This is a genomic window from Halovenus halobia (assembly GCF_051414135.1).
GTDB lineage: Archaea > Halobacteriota > Halobacteria > Halobacteriales > Haloarculaceae > Halovenus > Halovenus halobia.
On the sequence record NZ_JBLKOA010000001.1, the window covers coordinates 915,435 to 937,220 of the forward strand.

The 21,786-nt window shown below is 60.6% G+C and carries 21 protein-coding genes and 1 pseudogene; 10 read left to right on the forward strand and 12 right to left on the reverse strand.

The genetic code is table 11. The annotated features are described in order from the left end of the window. Positions 1–6 precede the first annotated feature (6 nt). Positions 7–1,089: a geranylgeranyl reductase family protein gene (locus ACMGFM_RS05010; protein ID WP_436901346.1), complete on the reverse strand. Its 1,083-nt coding sequence runs from the start codon at positions 1,087–1,089 to the stop codon at positions 7–9. Between the two features lie 164 nt (positions 1,090–1,253). On the opposite strand from ACMGFM_RS05010, the gene ACMGFM_RS05015 reads away from it, so the two are divergent. From ACMGFM_RS05015 to ACMGFM_RS05040, 6 genes are read left to right on the forward strand one after another with little or no spacing between them, the layout of a single operon-like run. Next, positions 1,254–1,523 (forward strand): NADH-quinone oxidoreductase subunit J, encoded by a 270-nt coding sequence (locus ACMGFM_RS05015; protein ID WP_436901347.1) that lies wholly within the window; start codon positions 1,254–1,256, stop codon positions 1,521–1,523. Further along, positions 1,520–1,831 (forward strand): hypothetical protein, encoded by a 312-nt coding sequence (locus ACMGFM_RS05020; protein ID WP_436901348.1) that lies wholly within the window; start codon positions 1,520–1,522, stop codon positions 1,829–1,831. Before ACMGFM_RS05015 ends, ACMGFM_RS05020 begins: the two co-directional genes overlap by 4 nt. Continuing rightward, a complete protein-coding gene (gene nuoK, locus ACMGFM_RS05025) occupies positions 1,831–2,136 on the forward strand; it encodes an NADH-quinone oxidoreductase subunit NuoK (protein WP_436901349.1) in 306 nt (101 codons plus the stop codon). Before ACMGFM_RS05020 ends, nuoK begins: the two co-directional genes overlap by 1 nt. Before the next feature lie 2 nt (positions 2,137–2,138). Further along, on the forward strand, positions 2,139–4,247 hold the full coding sequence (nuoL, locus tag ACMGFM_RS05030; RefSeq protein WP_436901350.1) for an NADH-quinone oxidoreductase subunit L: 2,109 nt from the start codon (positions 2,139–2,141) through the stop codon (positions 4,245–4,247). Next, a complete protein-coding gene (locus ACMGFM_RS05035; RefSeq protein ID WP_436901351.1) occupies positions 4,248–5,804 on the forward strand; it encodes a complex I subunit 4 family protein in 1,557 nt (518 codons plus the stop codon). It begins immediately after the preceding gene. After that, positions 5,801–7,318, forward strand: coding sequence for an NADH-quinone oxidoreductase subunit N (locus tag ACMGFM_RS05040; protein WP_436901352.1), 1,518 nt, complete (start codon positions 5,801–5,803; stop codon positions 7,316–7,318). Before ACMGFM_RS05035 ends, ACMGFM_RS05040 begins: the two co-directional genes overlap by 4 nt. A 297-nt stretch (positions 7,319–7,615) precedes the next feature. On the opposite strand, the gene ACMGFM_RS05045 is transcribed toward ACMGFM_RS05040, so the two are convergent. Both ACMGFM_RS05045 and ACMGFM_RS05050 read right to left on the reverse strand, forming a co-directional pair. Then, positions 7,616–8,026: a type II toxin-antitoxin system VapC family toxin gene (locus ACMGFM_RS05045; protein WP_436901737.1), complete on the reverse strand. Its 411-nt coding sequence runs from the start codon at positions 8,024–8,026 to the stop codon at positions 7,616–7,618. A gap of 162 nt (positions 8,027–8,188) precedes the next feature. Then, positions 8,189–8,524 (reverse strand): annotated as a pseudogene (locus tag ACMGFM_RS05050) (hypothetical protein); the annotation flags it as partial. On the opposite strand from ACMGFM_RS05050, the gene ACMGFM_RS05055 reads away from it, so the two are divergent. After that, a complete protein-coding gene (locus ACMGFM_RS05055; RefSeq protein WP_436901746.1) occupies positions 8,489–8,617 on the forward strand; it encodes a hypothetical protein in 129 nt (42 codons plus the stop codon). The pseudogene ACMGFM_RS05050 and the gene ACMGFM_RS05055 sit on opposite strands and share 36 nt — an antisense overlap. A gap of 44 nt (positions 8,618–8,661) precedes the next feature. Here the strand turns inward: ACMGFM_RS05055 and ACMGFM_RS05060 are convergent, their stop codons facing one another. The 7 genes from ACMGFM_RS05060 to ACMGFM_RS05090 all read right to left on the reverse strand — a co-directional run bounded on the left by ACMGFM_RS05060 (position 8,662) and on the right by ACMGFM_RS05090 (position 17,048). Further along, positions 8,662–9,861, reverse strand: coding sequence for a hypothetical protein (locus ACMGFM_RS05060; protein WP_436901353.1), 1,200 nt, complete (start codon positions 9,859–9,861; stop codon positions 8,662–8,664). Further along, the gene (locus ACMGFM_RS05065; protein ID WP_436901354.1) at positions 9,858–10,787 is read right to left on the reverse strand and encodes a signal peptidase I; all 930 of its coding nucleotides are present in this window, start codon (positions 10,785–10,787) and stop codon (positions 9,858–9,860) included. The genes ACMGFM_RS05060 and ACMGFM_RS05065 overlap by 4 nt, the downstream gene beginning before the upstream one ends. Next, positions 10,784–11,935, reverse strand: a complete 1,152-nt coding sequence (locus ACMGFM_RS05070; RefSeq protein ID WP_436901355.1) for a hypothetical protein — start codon at positions 11,933–11,935, stop codon at positions 10,784–10,786. Before ACMGFM_RS05070 ends, ACMGFM_RS05065 begins: the two co-directional genes overlap by 4 nt. Further along, entirely contained in the window at positions 11,932–12,747 is an 816-nt protein-coding gene (locus ACMGFM_RS05075; protein WP_436901356.1) for a hypothetical protein, read from the reverse strand. Before ACMGFM_RS05075 ends, ACMGFM_RS05070 begins: the two co-directional genes overlap by 4 nt. A 158-nt stretch (positions 12,748–12,905) precedes the next feature. Continuing rightward, positions 12,906–14,651, reverse strand: a complete 1,746-nt coding sequence (locus tag ACMGFM_RS05080) for a vWA domain-containing protein (protein ID WP_436901357.1) — start codon at positions 14,649–14,651, stop codon at positions 12,906–12,908. Positions 14,652–14,714: 63 nt separating this feature from the next. Beyond that, positions 14,715–16,145, reverse strand: a complete 1,431-nt coding sequence (locus ACMGFM_RS05085; protein ID WP_436901358.1) for a vWA domain-containing protein — start codon at positions 16,143–16,145, stop codon at positions 14,715–14,717. Positions 16,146–16,154: 9 nt separating this feature from the next. Continuing rightward, positions 16,155–17,048 carry a SipW-dependent-type signal peptide-containing protein gene (locus ACMGFM_RS05090; RefSeq protein ID WP_436901359.1) on the reverse strand — a complete coding sequence of 298 codons (894 nt, stop codon included), beginning with the start codon at positions 17,046–17,048 and terminating at the stop codon, positions 16,155–16,157. A 298-nt stretch (positions 17,049–17,346) separates the two neighbouring features. Between ACMGFM_RS05090 and ACMGFM_RS05095 the strand changes: the two genes are divergently transcribed. Together ACMGFM_RS05095 and ACMGFM_RS05100 are read left to right on the forward strand one after the other, a co-directional pair. Next, the gene (locus ACMGFM_RS05095; protein ID WP_436901360.1) at positions 17,347–17,916 is read left to right on the forward strand and encodes a DUF7344 domain-containing protein; all 570 of its coding nucleotides are present in this window, start codon (positions 17,347–17,349) and stop codon (positions 17,914–17,916) included. 315 nt (positions 17,917–18,231) lie between these two features. Then, entirely contained in the window at positions 18,232–18,786 is a 555-nt protein-coding gene (locus tag ACMGFM_RS05100) for a DUF7344 domain-containing protein (RefSeq protein WP_436901361.1), read from the forward strand. 105 nt (positions 18,787–18,891) lie between these two features. Here the strand turns inward: ACMGFM_RS05100 and ACMGFM_RS05105 are convergent, their stop codons facing one another. After that, on the reverse strand, positions 18,892–19,116 hold the full coding sequence (locus ACMGFM_RS05105; RefSeq protein WP_436901362.1) for a Sec-independent protein translocase subunit TatA/TatB: 225 nt from the start codon (positions 19,114–19,116) through the stop codon (positions 18,892–18,894). Between the two features lie 329 nt (positions 19,117–19,445). On the opposite strand from ACMGFM_RS05105, the gene mvaD reads away from it, so the two are divergent. After that, positions 19,446–20,423 carry a phosphomevalonate decarboxylase MvaD gene (gene mvaD, locus ACMGFM_RS05110; RefSeq protein ID WP_436901363.1) on the forward strand — a complete coding sequence of 326 codons (978 nt, stop codon included), beginning with the start codon at positions 19,446–19,448 and terminating at the stop codon, positions 20,421–20,423. Here mvaD and ACMGFM_RS05115 read toward each other — a convergent pair. Continuing rightward, positions 20,420–21,595, reverse strand: a complete 1,176-nt coding sequence (locus tag ACMGFM_RS05115) for a GNAT family N-acetyltransferase (protein ID WP_436901364.1) — start codon at positions 21,593–21,595, stop codon at positions 20,420–20,422. The genes mvaD and ACMGFM_RS05115 overlap by 4 nt on opposite strands. Positions 21,596–21,786 lie beyond the last annotated feature (191 nt).

Consider the following 21,786-nt stretch of genomic DNA (forward strand, 5'->3'; position numbering starts at 1 on the left):
CGACGATTACCGCGAGAGCATCGCGCGCAACTGGTCGCGCGAGAACAGTGTGCTCGGCCGGTCCATGTGGACGCCGATTTCGCCCTCGAACAGCGCCATTCCAGCCTCTTGAATCTGCTCGGGTAGTGAGTAGCCCGCGCGGACGAGATGGCCCAGCGAGATGTCAGATTCGAGTTCGTCGCGCCAGGCCCGCTCGTAGGTCGACAGCGTCTGGGGGTCGGTTGGGTCGACGACATCGGCCGCGATGTCGGCGGCGGTCATCCCGTAGAGAATCCCGCCGCCAGTAAATGGCTTGTTCTGGCCGGCAGCGTCGCCGAGCAAGAAGACGCGGCCAGTGTGTGTTCGCTCTGGCGGGCCGATGGGAATCAACCCAGAACAGCGCCGCTGCGTTTCGACGTCGTAGCCCGACACGAACTCCTCGAAGCGCTCAGTTACGTCGTCGTCCGGTGGCGTTGCGAGTCCGTACTCGACACCCGCGTCGCCGCGGGGGATGCGCCACGCGAAAAACCGCGGAACAGTGAGATGTACGTCGACAAATTCCTCGTGGTCTGGCTCGTCGTGAAACCCGAGCACGCCGTGCAACAGTTCCTCGGGTTCGGGAAGACCGACGGAGCGTCGAACTCGTGATTTTGGGCCGTCACAGCCGACAACCATCCGACCGTGGTGGGTCTCCATCCCGTCAGGGCCGCGAACGCGCACCTCGACGTGGTCGCGGCGCTCAGAGATATCGACGACGGTGTGTCCCTCGCGAATATCCGCGCCTGCGTCACGGGCCGCCGCCGCGAGCGTGCGGTCGAGTTCCACGCGGTCGATAACGTTCGAGATTGGCTGCTGTTTGTAGAACTGGTGTGAGTCGCTGCCGGGGCCTGCTGTGTGAAACCGGGCACCACAGATTTCGTTCTGCTTCAGTCGTGACTTGGCGTCGTCGGGCACGAACGACCAGATGTCCGTGCTGACGTGGCCCGAGCAGGCAAGCGGTTTGCCGATTTCGCCCTGCTCGAAGGCGACGACGTTCTGGCCCGCCTCGGCAACGCGGCGAGCGAACCGCGAGCCAGCGGGGCCAGCACCGACCACCACAAAGTCGTGCATACCTGAGGATAGGAGTCCACCAGCAAAGCAGTCACGGTTGGCGACCGCTCGAGACCGAGAGCAACCGTGCGTTGGTGTCGACCGAGTAACAGCTGGGAGGCGTCTCATCAATTTGGAAAGCAAAAGGGGAATTTTCAAAAGCACGCCGTGTACATCTCAAGGTAATGGTATTGGAGCAACTCGCATTCGGACTGTTCGCGCTGTTGACACTCGCGAGCAGTCTGGGTGTCGTTCTCGTCCGCGACGTGTGGCACGCGGCGCTGTTACTCGGGCTGGCACTCTCGAGCGTTGCCATCCACTACGTCATGCTCAGCGCCGAGTTCCTGGCTGTGATTCAGGTTCTCGTGTACATCGGCGGCGTGCTCGTCTTGGTTACCTTCGCCGTGATGCTCACACGAGAGGACGGGGGCAATGACACGGAGGTGGGCGCATGACAACTCGTCCGGAGCTATTCGACGTGGACCGCCGAGTCGCACTTGGACTCATCCCGGTTGGGCTGTTCGTCTTTTTTGCCGCGATAGTGCTCACGACTGACTTCTCCGGCACGACGATTGCTGGCTTCCCTGATGGCGGGTTGAGCATCGTCGAGGACATGGGCTACTCCTTCATCGGAGCACCCGGACTGGCCGAACTCCCGACGGAGAACTTCCTCGTTGCGCTCGTGTTGATCGCAATCATGCTCGACGCCGCGCTGGACGGGGCGTTGATGCTCGCAAAACGCGACGACGGAGGTGAGAACTGATGGCCGTTGCACCCGGCTGGTATCTACTGCTCTCGGCGGCAGTCTTCTGTATCGGGCTCTTTGGCGTGCTCGTCCGCCGAAACGCCCTCATCTTCCTGATGTCTATCGAGTTAATGATCAACGCCGCGAACATCAACCTCGTCGCCTTCTCGCTGGTCTACGGCAACATCACCGGCCAGACGTTCGTCTTGTTCCTGACTGCGCTGGCAGCCGCAGAGGTTGCCGTCGGCGTCGGTATCATCCTCGTGGTGAACCGCAACTTCGACAGCATCGACATTACTGACGCAGTAACGATGAGGTGGTAACAATGGTCGGTATTGCACTCTCAACGGGCGTCTCGATTCCCATCGTCCCGGGTATTGGCGGCGCAGAAGTGGCTGCACTCTTCCCGCTCGTTACCTTCCTGTTGATCCTCGCGTTCGGGCGGTATCTCCCCCTGAAGGGAGCCTATCTCGGGATTGTCTCGACCGGCGTGGGCTTTCTCGTTGCTGTCGCGACGGTCATCCAGCTTGCAACCGGTGCCGTGCCGCGACACGAGACCCTGTACACGCTCGTCGCGGGGGCTGGCGAGGGTGTGACGCTCACGTTTGGAGTTCTTATTGACCCGCTGTCAGCGCTGATGCTCACCATCGTTGGGCTCATTTCGCTGCTCGTTCACGTCTTCTCGCTGGGCTATATGAACGCCGAAGGAGAGATTGACCTTCCACGGTACTACGCCGCACTCTCGCTGTTTACCTTCTCGATGATGGCTTTCGTCCTCAGCGATAACCTGCTGATGTCCTTTGTCTTCTTCGAGCTCGTTGGCCTCTGTTCGTACCTGCTGATTGGCTTCTGGTACCGCAAACCCGGCCCCGCAAGCGCCGCAAAGAAGGCTTTCCTCGTGACGCGCTTTGGTGACTACTTCTTCCTCATCGGCGTCGTCGCCGTGCTGGGAACGTTCGGCACCGCACAATTCGCGGGGACCGAGTCGTTCGTCACGATGGCAGAGTCAGCACTCGAATCGGGCGACGCCAGTGGTATCAACACCTTCGGACTCGGCGCGCAGTCGTGGTTCACGGTCATCGGCCTGCTCGTGCTCGGCGGCGCAGTCGGCAAGTCCGCACAGTTCCCGCTGCACACGTGGCTCCCAGACGCGATGGAAGGCCCGACGCCAGTTTCGGCGCTCATCCACGCGGCGACGATGGTCGCGGCAGGTGTCTACCTCATCGCGCGGATGTACGGCTTCTACGCGCTGTCGCCGACGGCGCTGTCGGTCATTGCGCTCGTTGGTGGGTTCACCGCCTTCTTCGCGGCAACGATGGCGCTGGTCAAACAGGAACTCAAGCAGGTGCTCGCGTACTCGACAATCTCGCAGTACGGCTATATGATGCTCGCGCTCGGTGGCGGGGGCTATCTCGCTGCCGTCTTCCACCTGACGACCCATGCGATTTTCAAAGCGCTGCTGTTCCTCGGGGCTGGCGCAATCATCGTCGCCATGCACCACGAGGAGAACATGTGGGAGATGGGCGGGCTGAAAGACGAGTTACGCACCACCTATCTCACCTTCCTTGCGGGTTCGCTCGCACTCGCGGGCATCTTCCCGTTCGCTGGCTTCTGGTCGAAAGACGAGGTGCTGTACGAGACGCTGATTCACGCCCTCGGCGGCGGGTCGCCCGTACTCTTTGTCGCCTACGCACTCGGACTGCTCGCGGTCATCATGACTGCATTCTACACCTTCCGGATGGTCCTGTTGACATTCCACGGTGAGCCCCGGACCGACACCGCAGAGGACCCACACTCGGTGAGTCTGAGCATGAAGGTACCGCTGGTCGTGCTTGGCGTGCTCTCTGTCGTGGCTGGCGTCCTCAACATGGCCGTGCTCAAGTCAGTCCTCCCAGACGACGCGCTGTTTCTCGAACGCTGGCTCAACGGCGAGACAGTGGGCGGCGAGTTCGCTGAGGGTGCGCTGACGGCGGAACACTACCACCACGTCCTGACGAGTGAGTACGGCGCAGGCTATACTGCTGGCTATGGCGGGCTTGGTGAGGGAACGCTCGCACTCGTCGGCGGCGTGGTTGCGCTCGTCCTCGCAGTCATTCCCGCGCTCGTTGCGTGGCGGCTCTACGGCGGTGCGGACCCCGACCCACACATGACGAACCTCGGCAGTCTTCGCACGTTGCTTATGAACAACTACTATCAAGACGAGTATCAGGTCTGGCTGGCACGCGGGGTCACACTCCCGGTTGCAACGCTCGCAAACAAATTCGACCAGGGGCTGATCGACGGCATCGTCGACGGCTCCGGCGGCGTGAGTCTGTTCGCCGGCGGCCGGTTCCAGCGACTCCAGAGCGGGGTTGTCACCACCTACGTTGCGTTGTTAGCGCTGGGACTGCTCGTCTTACTGCTCGTTTTCGCGGTCACAGGGGGGTGGGTCTGAATGTTGATCGAACTCCTGCTCGCCGCAACGTTCGTCAGCGCGCTGTGGGTCTTCGTCGCTAGCGACGAGACGGCACCGAAACTTGCTGCGTGGCTCAGCCTCGTTCCGCTGGGACTGTCGCTGTATATGTGGACGCAGTTCGACGCCGCCGGCAACGCGCTGCTGGCTGGCAGTGAGATTGCCTTCGAGACACAGATTGACTGGTTCCAGTTCGGCCAGTACACCCTGCAGTATCACGTCGGCGTCGACGGCGTGAGTTTCCCGCTGGTTGTGCTGGTGACAGTGCTGACGACGCTTGCAATCATCTCCTCGTGGACGCCAATCGACGAGCGCCAGTCCCAGTTCTACGGGCTGATGTTGCTCATCGAGATGGCGCTGCTCGGTGTCTTTACCTCGCTCGATTTCTTCCTGTGGTTCATCTTCTGGGAGGCGGTGCTGATTCCGATGTACTTCCTCATCGCCGTCTGGGGCGGGCCACGGCGGAAATATGCCGGCGCGAAGTTCCTGCTGTACACGAACCTGGGTTCGCTTGTGATGTTCGTCGGCCTGTTCATGCTCGTACTCGGACTGGGCGACTCACTCACCCATCTCAGCCTGCCCGCGATTGCACAGGGGCTGCAGGCGGGCGAACTCAGCCAGACCGTCTTCGGGCTTGCTGGGGAAGACCTGCGCGCAGTCGCGTTCCTACTGCTGTTCCTTGGCTTCGCAGTGAAGGTGCCAGTCGTTCCCTTCCACACGTGGCTGCCGGACGCACACGTTCAGGCCCCCTCGCCGGTGTCGGTCATTCTGGCTGGCGTCCTGCTGAAGATGGGGACCTACGCACTGCTGCGATTCAACTTCACGATGCTCGCTGATGTGGCGACGAGTTCACCAGCAGCAGAGATTATCGCCGCCGTCGGTGTGATAAGCGTCATCTACGGTGCGATGCTTGCGCTGGCACAGCGTGACCTCAAGCGAATCGTTGCGTACTCCTCCATCTCCTCGATGGGTTACGTCATCGTGGGACTGGTCGCGTTCACGCCCCACGGAATGAGCGGGGCAACCTTCCAGATGGTCAGCCACGGACTGATTTCGGGACTCCTGTTCATGTCCGTCGGCGTTCTCTACAACGCGACCCACACGAGGATGGTCGGCGATATGGGCGGTCTTGCCGACAAGATGCCACTTACCGCGTGGATTTTCGTCGCTGGCTCGTTCGCCTACATGGGCCTCCCGCTGATGAGTGGGTTCGTCGCCGAGGTGCTGATTTTCATCGGCGCCTTCGACTCCACTGTCGTCGCCGGCGCGCCGATTTTCACCGCAATCGCGATGTTTGGAATCGTCATCGTCGCTGGTTATCTGCTGTGGGCGATGCAGCGGGCTATCTTCGGTCCCTTCGAGTTGGAGACCGACTACGAAATTGAGCCAGCGCCCGTCCACGACGTCGCGCCGCTTGCCGTCCTGCTCGGGTTGATTATCCTGCTGGGTATCCAGCCAGACCTCGTCTACGAGGCGATTCAGGACGCAATCGAGCCAGTGCTTGAACTCAACAACGTGTTCGGGGGTGAGCTGCGATGAGTGAGATAACGACGCTTCCGAACTGGACCGCACTCGGGCCGGCGCTAGCCCTGCTCGCAACAGCGCTTGCACTGCTGGCCGTCGATATGGTCGACCCCGACGAGTCTAGCAGCGTGCTCCTGACCGGCACCTCGGTCACCGGTGGCCTCGTCGCGCTGGGGCTGGCAGTCTGGTATCTCTTTGCCGGCACAGGCCAGCCAGCGGCGGGTCAGGAACCGCCACAGGGCGCGCTCGAGCTGTTCGGCGCCGCGCTCGTCATCGACGCGATGTCACTGTTCTTTACGGTGATTATCACGAGTGTCGTTGTCCTCGTGGCGTTTGCCAGCCACGAGTACCTTCGTGGCCACCCGTATCAGGCCGAATACTACTCGCTAGTCCTGCTTGCCGCGACGGGGATGGTGACCGTCACCGCCGCGAACTCCTTCGTGACTGCGTTCATCGCCATCGAACTCGTCAGTCTGCCCTCCTACGCGCTGGTCGCGTCGCTGAAAACCAACGAAGGCAGCGCCGAGGCTGGACTGAAGTACTTCCTCGTCGGCGCGCTGTCGTCGGCAGTGTTCGCGTACGGCATTGCGCTTGTCTACGTCGCAACCGGGTCGCTGCAGTTCGGCGCGGTCACGACGGCGATTGCCGACGGAACACCGTTCACGAGTCTGCTCGGCGTCGGGATGGTGATGATTCTCGGCGGCATTGCGTTCAAGATAGCCGCCGTCCCGTTCCACTTCTGGGCTCCAGACGCGTACGAGGGCGCGCCGGCCCCGATTTCGGCGTTCATCTCCTCAGCCTCGAAGGCTGCCGGATTCGTCCTCGGATTCCGGGTGTTCGTCGATGTCTTCGGCGGCGCAACGGGCGTCTTTGACTGGGTGGACGCCTTCCTGATCATCTCCGTCGTGACGATGACCGTTGCCAACTTCAGCGCGCTCAAACAGAACAACGTCAAGCGGATTCTGGCGTACTCCTCGGTTGCACACGCCGGCTACGTGCTCATCGCGCTGGCGGCGTTCACTGGCTCTGTCGACGGCGAGATATCGATTCTCGGCGCAGGGATGGCCCACCTGTTCGTCTACGGGTTCATGAACACCGGCGCGTTCTTGTTCATCGCGCTGGCAGAGCACTGGGAAGTCGGCCGAACTGTCGAGGATTACCACGGCCTCGGCGAGCAGGCACCCTTCGCGTGTGCAGCGATGACAGTGTTCCTGTTCTCGCTGGCTGGCCTGCCAATCGGCGGTGGGTTCTTCTCGAAGTTCTACCTGCTCTTTGCCACGGTCACCGGCGGACAAGGGCTGCTCGGGGCCGCGCTGGTTATCAACAGCGTCGTCTCGCTGTTTTACTACACCCGCATCGTTCGCGCGCTGTGGGCCGAGGACGCGGCTGGGGACCTCGAACTCACAGAGTACCCGACCGGGCTGTACGTCGCTATCGCTGTTGCGGCACTGGCCACGATTCTGCTCATCCCAGGATTCGGCGTCGTCATCGAGTACGCCGAAATCGCCGCGCGGATGATTGGGGCCTGAGCCCGGCGGCTGTTTTTGGCGTGTCGTAGATCCGTTCTCACCAGTACAGTCCTGTGGGTTTCAGAAGAAGTATCGCTTCAGAAAGCACTGCGAGAGAGAGCAGATGTATCCGGTCGTCATGGTTCGTTTCAACCCGAAATCGACGAAACAGCCGTGCAGCAGAAATGCGAACTGAGCGATTTTCCCCTATTTATGATAGAAAATCGAATAGAATTTTCAACGCTGCTGAATACAGGGCGCATATCTCGCACAAGGCTGCATCTAAAGGTCGGTAAATCAGATCAATCACCCAGGGCCTTATTGTTCAAATGGATTGACAGGTGTCGTGAGACGAGTAATCCGTGACACACTGTCGAATCCGTCGTCGAAGCTGTAGAGATATTCGATGTCTTCTCTGTGCATCATTGCAACAATGACGGCATCGGTTAGCGAGAGTGGCTCGTACCGTCGGAACAGTGACCGACCTGTGTCGAACTCAGATTTTGTCGTCTGCCTGAGTGAGAACCCGCTGATCTCGATTACGGCATCGTGTCCGGCCCTCGCTTGGAGGTTGTTAATGACTTCCGCAAGAACGTCGCTCAGGACGTACGCTGTCGGGTGCGTTCCTTGATCTATGGCCTGTGTGATCGCTTCTCCACGGTCGTGATTTTGATCGCGGGAGAGACGGGCCGCGATGAGAACATTTGCGTCTACAATAACCGCTGCCATCAGTAGTCTCCGGCAACGAGATCGTGATCTTCGGCAGCATTGGTTGGTTCTCCGAGATCGACCGGTTCGAGCTGTGAAAATGCCCCGTACTGTTGCTTGTAGTTTGATTGAGAGATCCCCGTCCTCGTCGACGTGCCAGCGGATTTTGTCACCGGCTTCAACGCCAGCTTCCTGCCGTACCACCGCTGGGACCGTAACTGAGTAGCTCTCATTCACCGTCGTTTCGTCTTCACTTCGTGGGGTATACAAGCTAGTTCGTGACACGCTCTGAAATAATTTGCCTTCAAATTTGGCAGACTGAAATTGTGTAGTACAGAACGGACAGAATTCTTCACTGTTGGCTACACGCCCTCTCTTCAGCAGTCGCTCCTGCCCAATATCACATACACAAGAGCTGTTTCGCCAGATCCGCCAAGAGTCACAGAATAATATGAGTGATCTCGCTGTGCCTGTCTTTTTGATGTGACGTTCATCTACACGAGAACAGTCACCGGACACTCACACAGTTGCGAGCGCCAGCGCCACACCCAACAAGACGGCGAAGAGATAGACAAGCAGGAGGAGGAGGTTCCGGCGGGTAGCGCCGCTTGACATCCCCGGCAGGAGAACCCACTTGACCCGCCGTTGTGGAGACATCAAAGCCTCACACTGTCGGTGACAGCCTCGGGTTCGTCGCCCGCCGCGGCGTCCCCGTCGGTTGTCCCCTCGCCGGTAGCGTCGCTATCAGTCACATCGGTTTTCGAGTCGTCCGGTAGTTGATCAGACTGGTCGGTGTCCCCCGACTTCTCGGGCGGAGCGACACCAGACTCGGATTCTGATTTGCTGTCGTCGCTGCTGCTGTCACTGTCATCTCCTTCGTTGTCGTCGACACTTGGGGTGTCGTCCGTTTCTGTAGTCATGGCGTCTCCGTCGGTAGCATCGTTGTTACTCTCTGCTCCATTGGTGTCGGTCGCCTCGCTGTCGGTGACAGTCACGGTTTCGTCAGGAGACGAGGCAGTTTCGTCGTCTGCCACACCGTCCTCGTCGGTTGCCGCCTCGCCGGTAGCGTCGCTATCAGTCACATCGGTCTCCGAGTCCTCCGGTAGTTGATCGGACTGGTCAGTGTCCCCCGACTTTTCCGCCGGAGTGACATCGGATTCGGATTCGCTTTCGCCGCTGCTGCTGCCACTGTCATCGCCTTCGTTATCATCGACACTTGAGGCGTCGTCCGTTTCCGTGGGCATGGCGTCACCGTCGGTAGCATCGTTGTTACTCTCTGCTCCGTCAGTATCGGTCGCCTCGCCATCGGTCGTTCCCTCGGAAGTCGGTTTAGTGGGTTCATTTTCGTCCCTGTCAGGACTCGTCGCGTTCTTGGTGACCGCGTCGTCCCTGTGCTGTTGTGCGGTTTCGGTGCCGTGTTCAGTGTTGCTGTCACCGGTTTCCGTTCCGTTGGCGACAGTCTCGCCGGTCGTGCTACCCTCAGTGCTGTTCATTCCAGCGGGAGCACCGTCTGTAACGGTCTCGTCTGTGGATTCGGCGGTGATGTTACTGTCATCGGCGTCACTGCCGTTACCGTCGCCTCCATCAACCGGCGCGGACGGCGGTGCGGTGTCGTTGTCTGTGGCCGTCGGCGGGACAGGGTCAGTGTCGTCCGTTGCGCCAGATCGAAACACGGTCGGTTCCGATGATTGCTCGATGATGTCGAAGTCGTCGGTGCCGTCGTTCGCGCTGAACTCGATGGCAAGGCGTTCCTCATCACTGAGTAGGCTGACGGACCCGCCTCCTTGGGCGAAACCAACCGTCGCCGCTGCGAAGACGACGACTGCGGCGACGAAGACCACGACAGGTCGGGTCATTGCTCGCTCTCCGTGCCGCCGTCAGCACGCGATGGTGGCAGCGCGGGCTGGTCAGTCTCGGCATTGGCCGCGGCCAGCCATGCGGTGACCGTCACCCAGATAGCGAATCCGAGACCAAGCAGGCCAGCGGTGAGCGCGGCAACCGAAACGGGGTCAGGCGCGCCGACAGTGGTTACCTCGCGGTAGACGTTCCAAGCGGCGTAGCCGGCCATCCCAACCATTGCGAGGGCGGTCAACTTCAGATCCGTGACAGCGACGGTTACCGTCTCGGGGACATCCTCAGATTCGGTTGGTGTGTTGTCGGTACTCGCGGTGCTCGCAGCGTCGTCGGACTCGGCGCGCATGTCGTCGATACGGCGGACAGCCGGTTTTAACACCGGATTGTCGTCGTCGCTGGCCTCCCCCTCGTCGCCGTCACCACTGTCCGTTTTCTTGCGTGCCCACACGAACAGTTCGCTCCCGACGAGCAAGACCAGCGGCGCGATGACGAGACTCACGTAGCCAGTGGGAGTGTTTACCCAGAGGATAACATGGCCGATAAGCGGAATCGTCAGCGTCACACGGCCGAGCACGTCGCCAGGTGCGACGCGCTGTGTATCTGGATTCTGGTTTGCATCGCCCTGTGTGACATACTGGCCATCTTCGATGCCGACGACGCGGTGGGTCGTCGGGGCGGTGTTGCCGTCATCGAACGTGATGACATCACCGACTGCGACGCCTGCCGAGGAATCGACGATGACCACATCACCGGGAGAAGCCGTCGGCTCCATGCTCCCTGAGAGGATGACAAAGCTGTGGTCGGCCCCGACTACCTGCGGGACGGCAAAGACGAGGAAGGGGATGAGCGCGGCGAAGAGTATCATGACGGCCAGCGCGGCCGCAACGCTGCGCGCGTTCGGGAGTCGCTTGCGGATATCGACGCTCATCGCGTCACACCTCCCAACGGTTTTTCGTGTCTCTCCTTCCGATTCTTCTCCCGCTTGACCGGTCGGACACCAACGTTGGCCGCACCATTTACGGCGTCGTCAGGACAGCCCCCATCGGCTAGCGTCGGTGCGCAGACGCTCACGAGGATGTAGCTGATGCTGTAGCGCCCGCCGTTATTTGCGTTCTCGGGCGCGTAGATGAGACCGTCGATGGCACCGTCTAAGGTACTCGTATCGAAGCCGAAGGCGTCATTCCGTCGGGGATAGTGAATGTCTGGCGGGCCGCCCTTGATTGTCACGTCACAGAGCGGGAGTCGAGGCACGTCGTTGCCGGTCGTGACCAACTCGAAGGCAACACCACTGTCGCCGTCAGTGTCGGTCACGCGGATGGCGTAGCCCGCCAATCCCTCGTCGAAGCCGTACGTACGACCGCGGTGTAGGCCGCTTTCGACTTCGACCTTGCCGATAGTCCAGCAACAGTCGCAGCTGTAAGCGGGACGGCAACGGGCGTCGATAGCGTCAGCGGGAAACGGATTCTCCTCGGGATCAGTATTGCGACACTGAGTAGCGACCAGCGACAGTGGCAATGATACCGTCTCCGACCCGACGTACGGGCCAAGATCGGATTCAATCGTGAGATAGAGTTCGTCGGTCAGACAATCAATTTCCGGTGTGGTCGGGTCGCCGTCAAGCCGCGTGCCAGTCCGAAGCGCGTTCGCAACTGCCCGGAGCGAGCCACTGGCGATTTGCGTCGTCGGCGTGCCGTCGGCTGTGGCGTACGACAGCGTCACCTGCATCGCTTCTGCGAGTGTTGTCCCCTCCGGGCAGTCGGTTTTCAACCAGAGACTCGCTGGGTTGTTCGGACTCTCCGATTGAGGGAGTGAGAGCCGAAACACAGTGCGGCTGCTGTCGCCCGCCAACGGGACGGCCAACTGTGTTCCGTCGATAGTACCGTCTGGGCTCGCGGGGTTAAGTGTCCCCGCGGAGTTCTCCCAGTAATCGATGACGAGGTCGACTAACCCTGTCGTGAGTTCGAGGCTGCCCTGTTCGCGCTCCCGGAGCAGTGCGCTGGCCGTACTCCCGGTGAGCGCGCCCGCGCCGCCGGCCGCCGCGAGCGCCGCGAGGATGCGGCGGCGAGTCATCGTCATGTTGAGCCTCCGGTAAACGGGGTAGCCGCTCCAGCGGGGACGCCGCTAAAGGCTAGGTCGAAGGAGACACTGTCGCCTTGGGCGGCGTTGGTCGCAGTGCTCTCCGGGAACGACCACGAGAGCGCGATGCACCGTGTCTGACCTGGATCGAGCGACTCGATGACGCGCCGGCCGTCGTCATCCCTGATATTGCTTTCCGGACCGAACGCAACGCTCAGTGGTGAGCGAGCGACGATGGGGCTTTCGAGCGTTTCCATGAAGTCCTTCTGACCGTTGCAGGACCCGAGTGGCGCACCATCGTGCCAGAGTTCGACGATAACTTGATCGTCAAGCTCGCCGTCGGTCGCTGTGGAATCGCCGGCGTCCAGTTCCGGTCCGCTGAGACCGTTCTCGCTGTCGCCGGTAATCTCTGCCTGGAGCCAGATATCGAGCGGTTCGGCGATGAAGTCGGCGTCATCGACGACCTCGAGGCCGACCACGAGTGTTCCCTCGTCCCCGGGGAGCGTGTTCCCGATAGTGAGGGCCGGGCCAGCGACATCCGTGACGTACGTGGCCTCTTCGATGTATGTGGGCGCAGTATCGGGGTCGAGTGCCGAGTCGAATCCGGGGTCCGTGGTCCCGTTGTGTGTCTCTTGGAAGGCGCCGTTATAGCGCTCGTACCAAGCGACGCGGACTCGGCGGTCGTCGACATCACCGTCGGCTGCGTAGGTGTAGTAGTGAAACTCCGGGCTGGACTGTACGAGACTGAACCCCCAGACTCCGAGAGCTCCGGCTCCGATGCCTGCCAGCAGTTCCCGTCTTGTGATTTGCATTAGTGTATCTCCGTTGTCGTGTGGTCGATTTCGATACGTCTCCCTCGTCAGACCACGGCATAGGTATGATGCGGTTTCCAGTCCCGCAGTGGTTGGTACGATGACCGTACAGGCCGTTTTCAGGCCGATAAACGGAATTCGCCGAAGAAGCGGCCGTTTCAGGCCGCGACGCTCGGCCCGCTGCCGTCGTTATTCCGCTCCTGTTCGGTGTAGAAGCCGAGGTCGAACCCGACGGTGTCGCCCTGGACTTCGTTGCCGACCTCGAAGGGCAGTTCCCACTCAAGTGCGACACAGTGCATCGTGCCGTTGCCGCGGAACGCCTCACGGTCCTCGTCGTTTGCGGGGTCAACCAGTTCGTCGTAAATCGTCGCACGATTCCCATCGAGCGGAATGCCGTTCCCCCCCGCGAGTTCGGCGAGAACGTTGTCGAGCGTGTCTTCCATGATGACTTTCTCGCCGACGAACTGCGCCGCGATGTGGCCAAAGACCGACGGAATCTCGATTGGATCCTCGACGTCGTTGAAGAACGTCGCGTCGCCACCAGTCGAGGCCCCCGCCTCTCCGGCCATCGCGAGGAGCGTGGCGTCGTCGGTGTCGTCACCGACAGCGATGGTGTAGACGTTCGTTGCCGGGTTGTCTGTGCTGCTCAGGCGTGCGTCAGTGGCTGCGTCCTGTGGCGAGATGAATGCGGTGCCAGACTGCCCGCTGAAGGAGTTCCCATCAGAGAGGACGATGTTAGCCGCGCGGACACCGCTCCGGGCGTTGGCGTCGAGTTCGTCCTGTGCGTCCTCGACACCTTCGCCGATGTAGGTCCCCTCGGCGATGTCGCTGCCGTTTTCGGGGTCGGGATCACCGTCGCCGTCGTCCGGGTTGGTGGTGCTGCTGTCCGGATTGGTGTACGGGCCACTGACGACGTTCGCCAGTTTCTGCCGGAGGCCCGATAGTGCGCTGTCGACCACGGACAGGTCGCTGGTCAGTTCTTGGAGGACCCCCGTCCGAGCGGTCCCGGAGGGGTCGTCGGCCTGACTGCCATCGAAGTAGGCAACGCCGACCTGCACGTCCGCGTTCTGGGCTTGCAGGTAGTCGATGAACTGGCGCGTTCCGAGTTCGACGAGGTCGATTTTCGTCGTGACATCGTAGGAGTTGCCGTTGATCGCGATGTCGTCCTCGCTGACCACACCGCCGAACTGGCGGTACAACATCGAGCCGGAGAAATCGAGCGTCAGCATGATGTCTGTCGGCTCGGCCGGGTCGTAGACGTTGTCACAGTCTTCGTCGTACCACAGCGTCGCGTTGATTGCACTCGCCAGATCCGGGAGGTTGTCGGGATCGACGGCGGCTTCGGCGTCGGTCATCGCGCCGCCGTCTTCGGTGACGTTGCCGGCCTGCATCCAGATGTAGCCGGGGTTGTCACAGAGGTGGAGGCTAAAGGTGATTTCGCCCGAGTCGCCGGGTTTCACGTCGGCCAACTGGACGAGTGAGTCCATCTCGTTGCCGGTCGTCGGGTCAACACCGAACTCCGCTTCCGAGAGCGGCGGAATGTTGTCACAGTCGAGGACTGGGATGTTCGCACCGTTGCTGTCCTCGTCGTCTTCGTCCGGGAAGTCGCTGTACTTGATCTGGCCAGCGTCGTTGTCGGCGGCGATGGACTGTTCGCCGTCGCCGTCGTGGTCGGGGTGTGCGTTGACGAACGTCGTCTCGGCGTTCATGCGGTAGTGCTGTTGCCAGTCGACCAGCAGGTCGAGTTCACCGGCGACGAGGCTGTTGTTACCGAAGGCTTCGCGGTCACTGAAGAACGCGGAGGTGCCGAAACCAGCACCGACTGACGCGACGCCCACTGCGCCGAGTCCGGCCAGCACTTTCCGCCGGTTGAGGTTGTTGAGTTGTGTCTTTTCGTCTTTCATGATTGGTTTATGTGATTTGCTGATGGTGCGTGAGTACCGTTCTGCCGAAGACGGGAGATGACGCTACAGCACCGTCCCGAACGGTGTGTCGTTGTTTCGGCTCTGTTCGGCGTCGACGGCGATGTCGAACGCGACTGAGTCGGACTGCACTTGATTGCCAACCTCGAAGGGGAGTTCCCACTCGAAGCCGATGCACTGGGTCGTCACACCGGGGTAGGGCTGGACCCCCTCCTCTTGACGGTTCCCGTCGAGGAGGACACCGTCGGAGAGGGCGTCGAACACTTCGGTCATCGTCCCCTCGAGTATCTTCTGCTCGCCATCGAGGACAATCTGTGCGATTTCGGCATAGACGGTGTCGAGGTCGGCTGGGTCGGGCGCGACGAAGGCGTCGTCGGGCGACGTTGCGATGTTGTTCTCGAGGAACGAGCTTGCTGCAAGGGATCCGAGTGCGATGGTGAAGATACGGATTCCAGCGTCCTTCGCGGCGGTGGCCGCGTCGGTGGCCGGGCCCGAATTATTCGGGACGCCGTCCGAGAGGACGATCATCACCTTCGAGGCACCGGCCGTCGCGTTGGTGCCGTTGAGGAGTTCGTTCTCGGCGGTCCCGATGCCGGCAGTCATGTTCGTCCCCCCGCCTGCGGAGTAGTTGTCGATTGCGTCTTTGACGGCCTGGTAGTCGGTCGTCAGCTCTTGATCGAGCGACGCGGAGGAGGCAAAGGAAATCGCAGCTACCTCGTCCGGCGAGGAGAGGTTGTCGACGAAGTTCTTCGCGGCGAACTGTAGGTCACCAATTTCGTCGCTCATCGAACCGGAGGTGTCACTGACGAGTGCCACTTCAAGTTCGTTCTGTTGTCCGGTGCCGGTCGGTTCGTAGACGTTGTCACAGTCCTCGTCGTACCAGACACAGACTTCGATTTCGTCCGCGAGTTCGCCAATCTCGTCGGTGTCGACACCCTCTGCGGCTATCTCGGGGTCAGTCTGACCGTTTTCCGCGTTCTCCGTGACGCTTCCCGACAGCTGCAGGTACGCAGGGTTGTCACATATGTGGAAGCTGATGGTGACCTCACCGGAGTCGCCCGGCTTGACGTCGTCAAGCGTGAACACTGGTATCTCGTCACCGTTGATGAGGTACTGGTCGGCTTCCGGGGAACAGAAGTCGAACGTCTCGCTCTGGACGAGCTGTTCCCACTCCTGCATATCGGCCGGAGTGGGTGCCTGGTCGAGCAGGTAGACGCCGTCGCCGAGGTCTTCAGCGTCGGGGTAGTTCTGCTGAATCGCGCTCAGACGGCCCTCGCCGCCGGAGTACGTCGCCTTGTAGTCGAGTTTGAGGTCAAGCGTCCCAGCGGTAAGGAAGTTGTTCCCGAACAACTCAGTGTCGCTGAAGTACGCTGAGGTTCCGAGTCCAGCGCCGACGGACGCGGTGCCCACAGCACCGAGCCCAGCCAGCACTTTCCGCCGGCTGAGGTCGTGTAGTCGTGGTTTGTCGGGTGCCATGTGCGTTGATTACTGGCCGCTCCCGTTAGTCACGTTCCCGCTCGCGTCGTTCATGAAGGGCGTCTCGTTGTTCCGGACCTGTTCGGTCTTGAACACGAGGTCGAAGGCGAGGCTGTCTCCCTGCACCACGTTGCCGACTTCGTAGGGCAACTCGATGAGGAGGCAAAACTCGTAGACATCGTCGTCATTATTCTCACCACCGACAACGATAGGCTCGCCAGCATCGTCTTTGACGATGTAGCCGCTGTTTGCCACGTCGAGGATGTCGTTGGCTTCGCGTGCGGTCGTGTGGTGTTGGTCGCTGTCGACCACGCCATCGAGGTCGGGCTCGCCGTACGCAAGCGGGATGATGTCGCTGTTGTTGTTGAAGACAGGGTCCAGGATATTGAGGTCGGACTTCATGCCGGTACCGTCGGTGGCGCCGTTGAACTCCTGCCAGACGGTGGTCAGGAGGAACTCACCCAGGTCGGCGTCGTTGTCGGCGTCACCTTCGGCTGCCTGTTCAGGTTCGGGGTTGGCGCCGCCAGCTTCGGCGAAGTTCTCCGTGCACACCTGCACGTAGCCGGGGTTGTCGCCGACTTCGATCTCGAAGCAGATGATCCCCCAGTCGCCGGGCTTGACGTCGTCGATTTGCAGGCCCATCACCGCGTCCTGCGCGTCGGCAACGGCTGAAATGTCGAGTCCACCTTGGTCCACCCAGTACTGGTTGGCGGCCACCACGTCCGCGGTGACGCTCATGTCGAGCGTTCCGGCGGTCAGGCTGTTGTTCTGGAATTCTTCACGGTCGCTGAAGTACGCGCTCGTTCCGAGTCCTGCGCCAGCGGACGCGAGGCCGATCGCCCCGAGGCCAGCGAGCATTTTGCGGCGCGAGAGATTGTACAGTGTTGGGTCGTTTTTCTTCATGGTTTGTGTCCCCCGTTCGGCCACCCATTGGGTCGGGCCGTTCGGGATATACACCTCCTGGCTTTGGGGGGTATTACTTATGCACAGATTCAGCCGTTGTAGCGCTTCCATACCGTGTTTGTACGGTTTTCGTACCGCGAGAATTGCCGGCTGTACGGTCCTCGTACCGGGTTTTTGGGACGATGAACGGATCCAATACCGATTGTGTACCACAGCACTACCGATTCAGTCCGGAGACCGTACCGTCTAGTGGCTTGTTCCCCCGTCCCTGTACACTCTTTATACGTATGCCCCGTGTGTGCGTGGTCTCACAGGATCACCAGTGCTCCAGCGAGTCACTATTCCGGAGGCCGATGTCTACCACCTGCTCAGCAACGAACGCCGCCGCCAAGCGCTCTCCGTACTTTGGGAGTTCGACGACGAACTGACATTGCGTGCCCTCTCTGAACGGATTGCGAGTCTCGAGTCAGAGACGACACCGGCACCGCGACCGCTCCGCGAAAGCGTCTATAACGCGTTACACCAGACACACCTCCCGAAACTGGCGTCATACGACCTCGTCGAGTACGATCCCGACCGAAAGCTCGTCCGGTCGAATCCCGAGAGCAGGTTGCTCGCCCGATATATGGACACAGTGACGCCAGTCGGTGTCTCGTGGGGTGAGTACTACCGCGCGCTGGGTATCGGGGCCCTGTTTGCTGTCGTCGCCTCGCTGGCCAACCTGCCGCTGTTTGCCGCTATCGATCCGCTGGTTTTTTCCACTACGGCCCTCGCGCTGTTCGCAGTTTCGACGGTATATCAGTTGGCGGGGAGCATCAACCGGTCGCTACACTCGGTCACCGAACTGCTTGGACAATTTCTCCCCTGAGTCACACCGACTCATTGTATCTGTTTTGATAATTACGCTCGGTTTTGTAAGCTCTGTCATCAGATTCGAGTCACTCGGTATTTTCGATGTCTGCAGAATAGGCATTCTATCTCTCGTAATTCGCATTTTTGATACTGCCCTCTGTTACACACTTACTCGTCAACTATTCCAGAAGAGAATGTCAGTACGCAAACCTTTATCACACATACGTACTTGGTACGCAGTAGGAGTCGAACAATCATGAACTCCAGAAGAGGGACACGCAGTCGGATCTCCAGTGGTAGGGATACTGATTCGCAGTTGTCCACAGATACGGTGTTTCAAACTCTCGGCAGCCGTCGTCGACGCTATACACTCCATTACCTGCGCCTGCAGGACCGTCCAGTCCCAATCCGCGAGCTCTCGGAGCAGCTTTCGGCTTGGGAGTTGGGCAAAGAACTCGATACGGTGACGCCGAAAGAACGCAAGCGCCTCTACACAGCGCTCCACCAGACCCACCTCCCAAAGATGGATCGACTCGATATCGTCGAGTACGACCGCAATCGTGGCATCGTATCGCTGACTGACCACATCGGCCAGTTCGACATCTATCTGGATATCGTGCCACACAACGACCTGCCGTGGAGTCAGTTCTACCTCGCTCTCGGCGCTGTGCTGACGACGACCGTTATCGTCGCAGCACTCGGTATCGCTCCATTTACCACTCTCAGTGGCTTCGGCTACGCGCTTGCCGTCGCAGGTCTCTTTACCCTTGTCTCCGCATATCACGTGGTACGAGACCGGCGACTGTTGCTCGGCTCACCGGACGTTCCGCCGGATGCACTGGTGTCACAGAACGACGACAGCAGTTCCCTCTCAACAGAAGACTGACTCCCGCTGTTCCAACGTTCAGTTCTTCCAGTTCTGATTCCATATTTCCGGATGCGCAGTGTGTGACCGGCGATGCTCCGTCTTTACTCGCGGAAAACAGCCCGTTCAGGCTGCTTCCTGTTCGTCGCTCACTTGTTCGCTCGTTTCGGCTCCACGGATTTCCGTCTCGATTTCCTCTTGCCCTTTCCTGAACTCACCTATCGCCTGCCCCGAGGACCGAGCCAGTTCCGGGAGTTTGTTCGCGCCGAAGAGCAGGATTACGATGGCGAGGATAATCATTAGTTCCATGCCGCCGGGGACGCCGATGAATGCAGGTACCATCACATGCATACCACCCGCATGATGGGGGGAGTAAATGAGTATGAAATCCGTACTGTACACAGTGGTGATATATTTGTTATATCCGACACTGATCAGATAACCGAGGACAGCGAAGCACCAACGAGTACGGCAGCCAGTGGACAGGGTGACAACACGGCCTGTATCGACCGATCAAAGCATCCGTTATCGAACGGCAGTCCAAGAGAGAACAGCCTCCAGTATTTGCATCCTGGTCCAGAGAGTGGGTATGAAAGAGTTTCTACGATCCGCTCATGATTAGCTGCTATGCTCGCCGACGGTTCAAAACTGCCAAGTCCCCGCGCTTGCTCGGTGCTGGTATGAAAGCGACAGCCAAGGCTCATCCGATTCAGGGGCTGGTGAAGTACCACGGGATGCGCGACGAACAGCTCCGATTCCCGTACCACGATTCGATCAGCGTCTGTACCGCACCGAGCCACACGAAAACAACCGTCGAGTTCGACCCCGACCGCGCCGAGGACCACTACCAGATTGATAATAAGGAAGTCGACGGCCGCGGAGCAGAGCGAATCAAGAGTGTCGTCGACCACGTCCGTGACCTCGCGGGCATCGACCACTCTGTCCGATTCGTCTCGGAGAACTCCTTCCGGACGAACATCGGCTTTGGGTCCTCAGCCTCCGGGTTCGCGGCCGCAGCGACAGCACTCGCCGAGGCAGCCGGACTCGACCTGACCCAGCCAGAGATTTCGACGATTGCCCGGCGTGGCTCGGCGTCAGCCGCGCGCGCCGTAACCGGCGGATTCTCGCATCTCTACGCCGGAATGAACGACGAGGACTGTCGCTCCGAGCGCATTCCGGTCGCCGACGACTTCGCCGACGACCTGCGCGTCGTCGCCGGGATGGTTCCCTCCTACAAGGAGACCGAAGCAGCCCACGAGGAGGCTGCCGAGAGCCACATGTTCCAGGCGCGAATGGCACACATCCACAAACAGATGCAGGCGATGCGTGACGCCCTCCGAGCTGAGGATTTCGACAGCGTGTTCGGGATTGCTGAGGAGGATTCCCTGTCGCTTGCGGCAACGACGATGACCGGCCCGTCGGCCTGGGTCTACTGGCAGCCGCGAACTATCGAAATTTTCAACACGGTCCGAGAACTCCGTGACAACGGCGTTCCGGTCTACTTCTCTGTCGACACTGGCGCGAGCGTCTACGTCAACACGACCGCAGACCACGTCGACGAAGTCGAGGCGGCAATCGCAGACTGCGGCGTCGAGACCCGTGTCTGGCGAGTCGGCGGCCCAGCACAGATTCTCGACGAAAGCGAAGCGCTGTTCTAGAAGAACTCACCTAGCGACACACGCTGGGGCTCGAAGGCAGCCGAGAGCTCGTCGAGAACAGCGTCGTCGCGGACAGTCAGGGTACCCAGTCGTCGCGCCCGAGCAGTGTTCTGTGTGCCCACAACGAGCGTTGAGAGCGTGCCGATGTCAGTCTCGACCGCTGGCTCGCGGTCGGACCCCTCGACGTGCAGGCGGCCGTCTGCAACGCTGAGGTTGGCGACTGTGTGCTCGCCGGCTTCCAGCGGGTCCGAGACTGCAATGGTACAATCGAGGGCTGCGTCCGGCCAGCCGAGTCCATCGAGTGCGAAGACGCTCGGCGCTCGGACCATCGCACCGGGTTTGATTGTACACTCGACGTCTTCGGGCCTCTCGACGCGGTCAAGCAGGTCCTCGGTCGGCCGGCTGAACTCGATGGTGTCAATCTGTGCGCCGTGGCTGCCCAAGAAGTCCAGCAGCGCCGAGTACGCGCGCTCGTCAGCGGCCGCGAGGGTATTCACCGACAGCGTCTCCGTCTCGTCGACGGTGTAGACAAGATATCCGTCAATCTCACCGTCGCGCTCGTAGCCATAGATGTACGGCTCCGGCCCTCCGTCCCAGTTCGTCAGCGTTCGCTCACGCCACCACGCTGGCGAGCGCTGGAGTGACAGTGCCAGTCCCTCACTGTGAGCGCGCTCTGCAGACTGGAGTTGTGCCCAATCCGGAGCCTCAACCCCCCGCATCTGCCCGGCTGTGTCGGCTCTGGGCAACAGGTCGGGCGAACACTCGTAGTGAGCGCGGTAGTCAGCCACGGTCCAGCCGAACTGCGCGTAAAACTCGGTGCTGAACGGCCATAGGGTGACGAGTGCCGCCCCACGCTCCTCGAATGCTGCGAGCGCTTCCCGAGCGAGTGCGCGGACGTATCCCTGATTTCTGTCCTCGGGCGGTGTCGCCACCGCGCCGAGGCCGCCAATTTGTTCGTAGCCAGTTCGGAGCCATGCTGTCAGATCGTAGAGTTTGCAGGTACTGCGGAGTTCGTCGTTCTCGTAGAGTCCGTACGGGTCGGTAACTTCTGGGGGCCACGTCTGGTTGCCCGAGTCATCCTGCAGTGGGCCCTGCTCCGGAGCGAAGGCATACCGGAGAATCTCGTTATACCGGCGGCGGTCAGACGCAGAAACACGACGAAACGTCGTCATACCGGAGGGTCTCGCGTCCGGCTAAAAAACGTGTGGGCAGTCAGTCGGGCGGTGTTTACTTTAGGAGGATTTGGTGGTGTCTTGCCTGGAACAACCAGAAAGCCCCCGTCCGCTTGACCGTCCGGGGCTCGTTGTCGTTCGAGAGAGCGAAGCTCTCTCGTGATGACGAAAGACGGCAGAGCCGTCTTTCG

What these genes read in the sequence shown, in the direction of transcription:
- ACMGFM_RS05035 (WP_436901351.1), top strand. Translation starts at nt 4,248, where the DNA reads ATGTTGATCGAACTCCTGCTCGCCGCAACGTTCGTCAGCGCGCTGTGG.
- ACMGFM_RS05090 (WP_436901359.1), bottom strand. Translation starts at nt 17,048, where the DNA reads ATGAAGAAAAACGACCCAACACTGTACAATCTCTCGCGCCGCAAAATG.
- ACMGFM_RS05045 (WP_436901737.1), bottom strand. Translation starts at nt 8,026, where the DNA reads ATGGCAGCGGTTATTGTAGACGCAAATGTTCTCATCGCGGCCCGTCTC.
- ACMGFM_RS05080 (WP_436901357.1), bottom strand. Translation starts at nt 14,651, where the DNA reads ATGAAAGACGAAAAGACACAACTCAACAACCTCAACCGGCGGAAAGTG.
- ACMGFM_RS05075 (WP_436901356.1), bottom strand. Translation starts at nt 12,747, where the DNA reads ATGCAAATCACAAGACGGGAACTGCTGGCAGGCATCGGAGCCGGAGCT.
- ACMGFM_RS05015 (WP_436901347.1), top strand. Translation starts at nt 1,254, where the DNA reads ATGGTATTGGAGCAACTCGCATTCGGACTGTTCGCGCTGTTGACACTC.
- nuoK (WP_436901349.1), top strand. Translation starts at nt 1,831, where the DNA reads ATGGCCGTTGCACCCGGCTGGTATCTACTGCTCTCGGCGGCAGTCTTC.
- mvaD (WP_436901363.1), top strand. Translation starts at nt 19,446, where the DNA reads ATGAAAGCGACAGCCAAGGCTCATCCGATTCAGGGGCTGGTGAAGTAC.
- ACMGFM_RS05115 (WP_436901364.1), bottom strand. Translation starts at nt 21,595, where the DNA reads ATGACGACGTTTCGTCGTGTTTCTGCGTCTGACCGCCGCCGGTATAAC.
- ACMGFM_RS05010 (WP_436901346.1), bottom strand. Translation starts at nt 1,089, where the DNA reads ATGCACGACTTTGTGGTGGTCGGTGCTGGCCCCGCTGGCTCGCGGTTC.
- ACMGFM_RS05105 (WP_436901362.1), bottom strand. Translation starts at nt 19,116, where the DNA reads ATGCATGTGATGGTACCTGCATTCATCGGCGTCCCCGGCGGCATGGAA.
- nuoL (WP_436901350.1), top strand. Translation starts at nt 2,139, where the DNA reads ATGGTCGGTATTGCACTCTCAACGGGCGTCTCGATTCCCATCGTCCCG.
- ACMGFM_RS05070 (WP_436901355.1), bottom strand. Translation starts at nt 11,935, where the DNA reads ATGACGATGACTCGCCGCCGCATCCTCGCGGCGCTCGCGGCGGCCGGC.
- ACMGFM_RS05065 (WP_436901354.1), bottom strand. Translation starts at nt 10,787, where the DNA reads ATGAGCGTCGATATCCGCAAGCGACTCCCGAACGCGCGCAGCGTTGCG.
- ACMGFM_RS05060 (WP_436901353.1), bottom strand. Translation starts at nt 9,861, where the DNA reads ATGACCCGACCTGTCGTGGTCTTCGTCGCCGCAGTCGTCGTCTTCGCA.
- ACMGFM_RS05020 (WP_436901348.1), top strand. Translation starts at nt 1,520, where the DNA reads ATGACAACTCGTCCGGAGCTATTCGACGTGGACCGCCGAGTCGCACTT.
- ACMGFM_RS05040 (WP_436901352.1), top strand. Translation starts at nt 5,801, where the DNA reads ATGAGTGAGATAACGACGCTTCCGAACTGGACCGCACTCGGGCCGGCG.
- ACMGFM_RS05085 (WP_436901358.1), bottom strand. Translation starts at nt 16,145, where the DNA reads ATGGCACCCGACAAACCACGACTACACGACCTCAGCCGGCGGAAAGTG.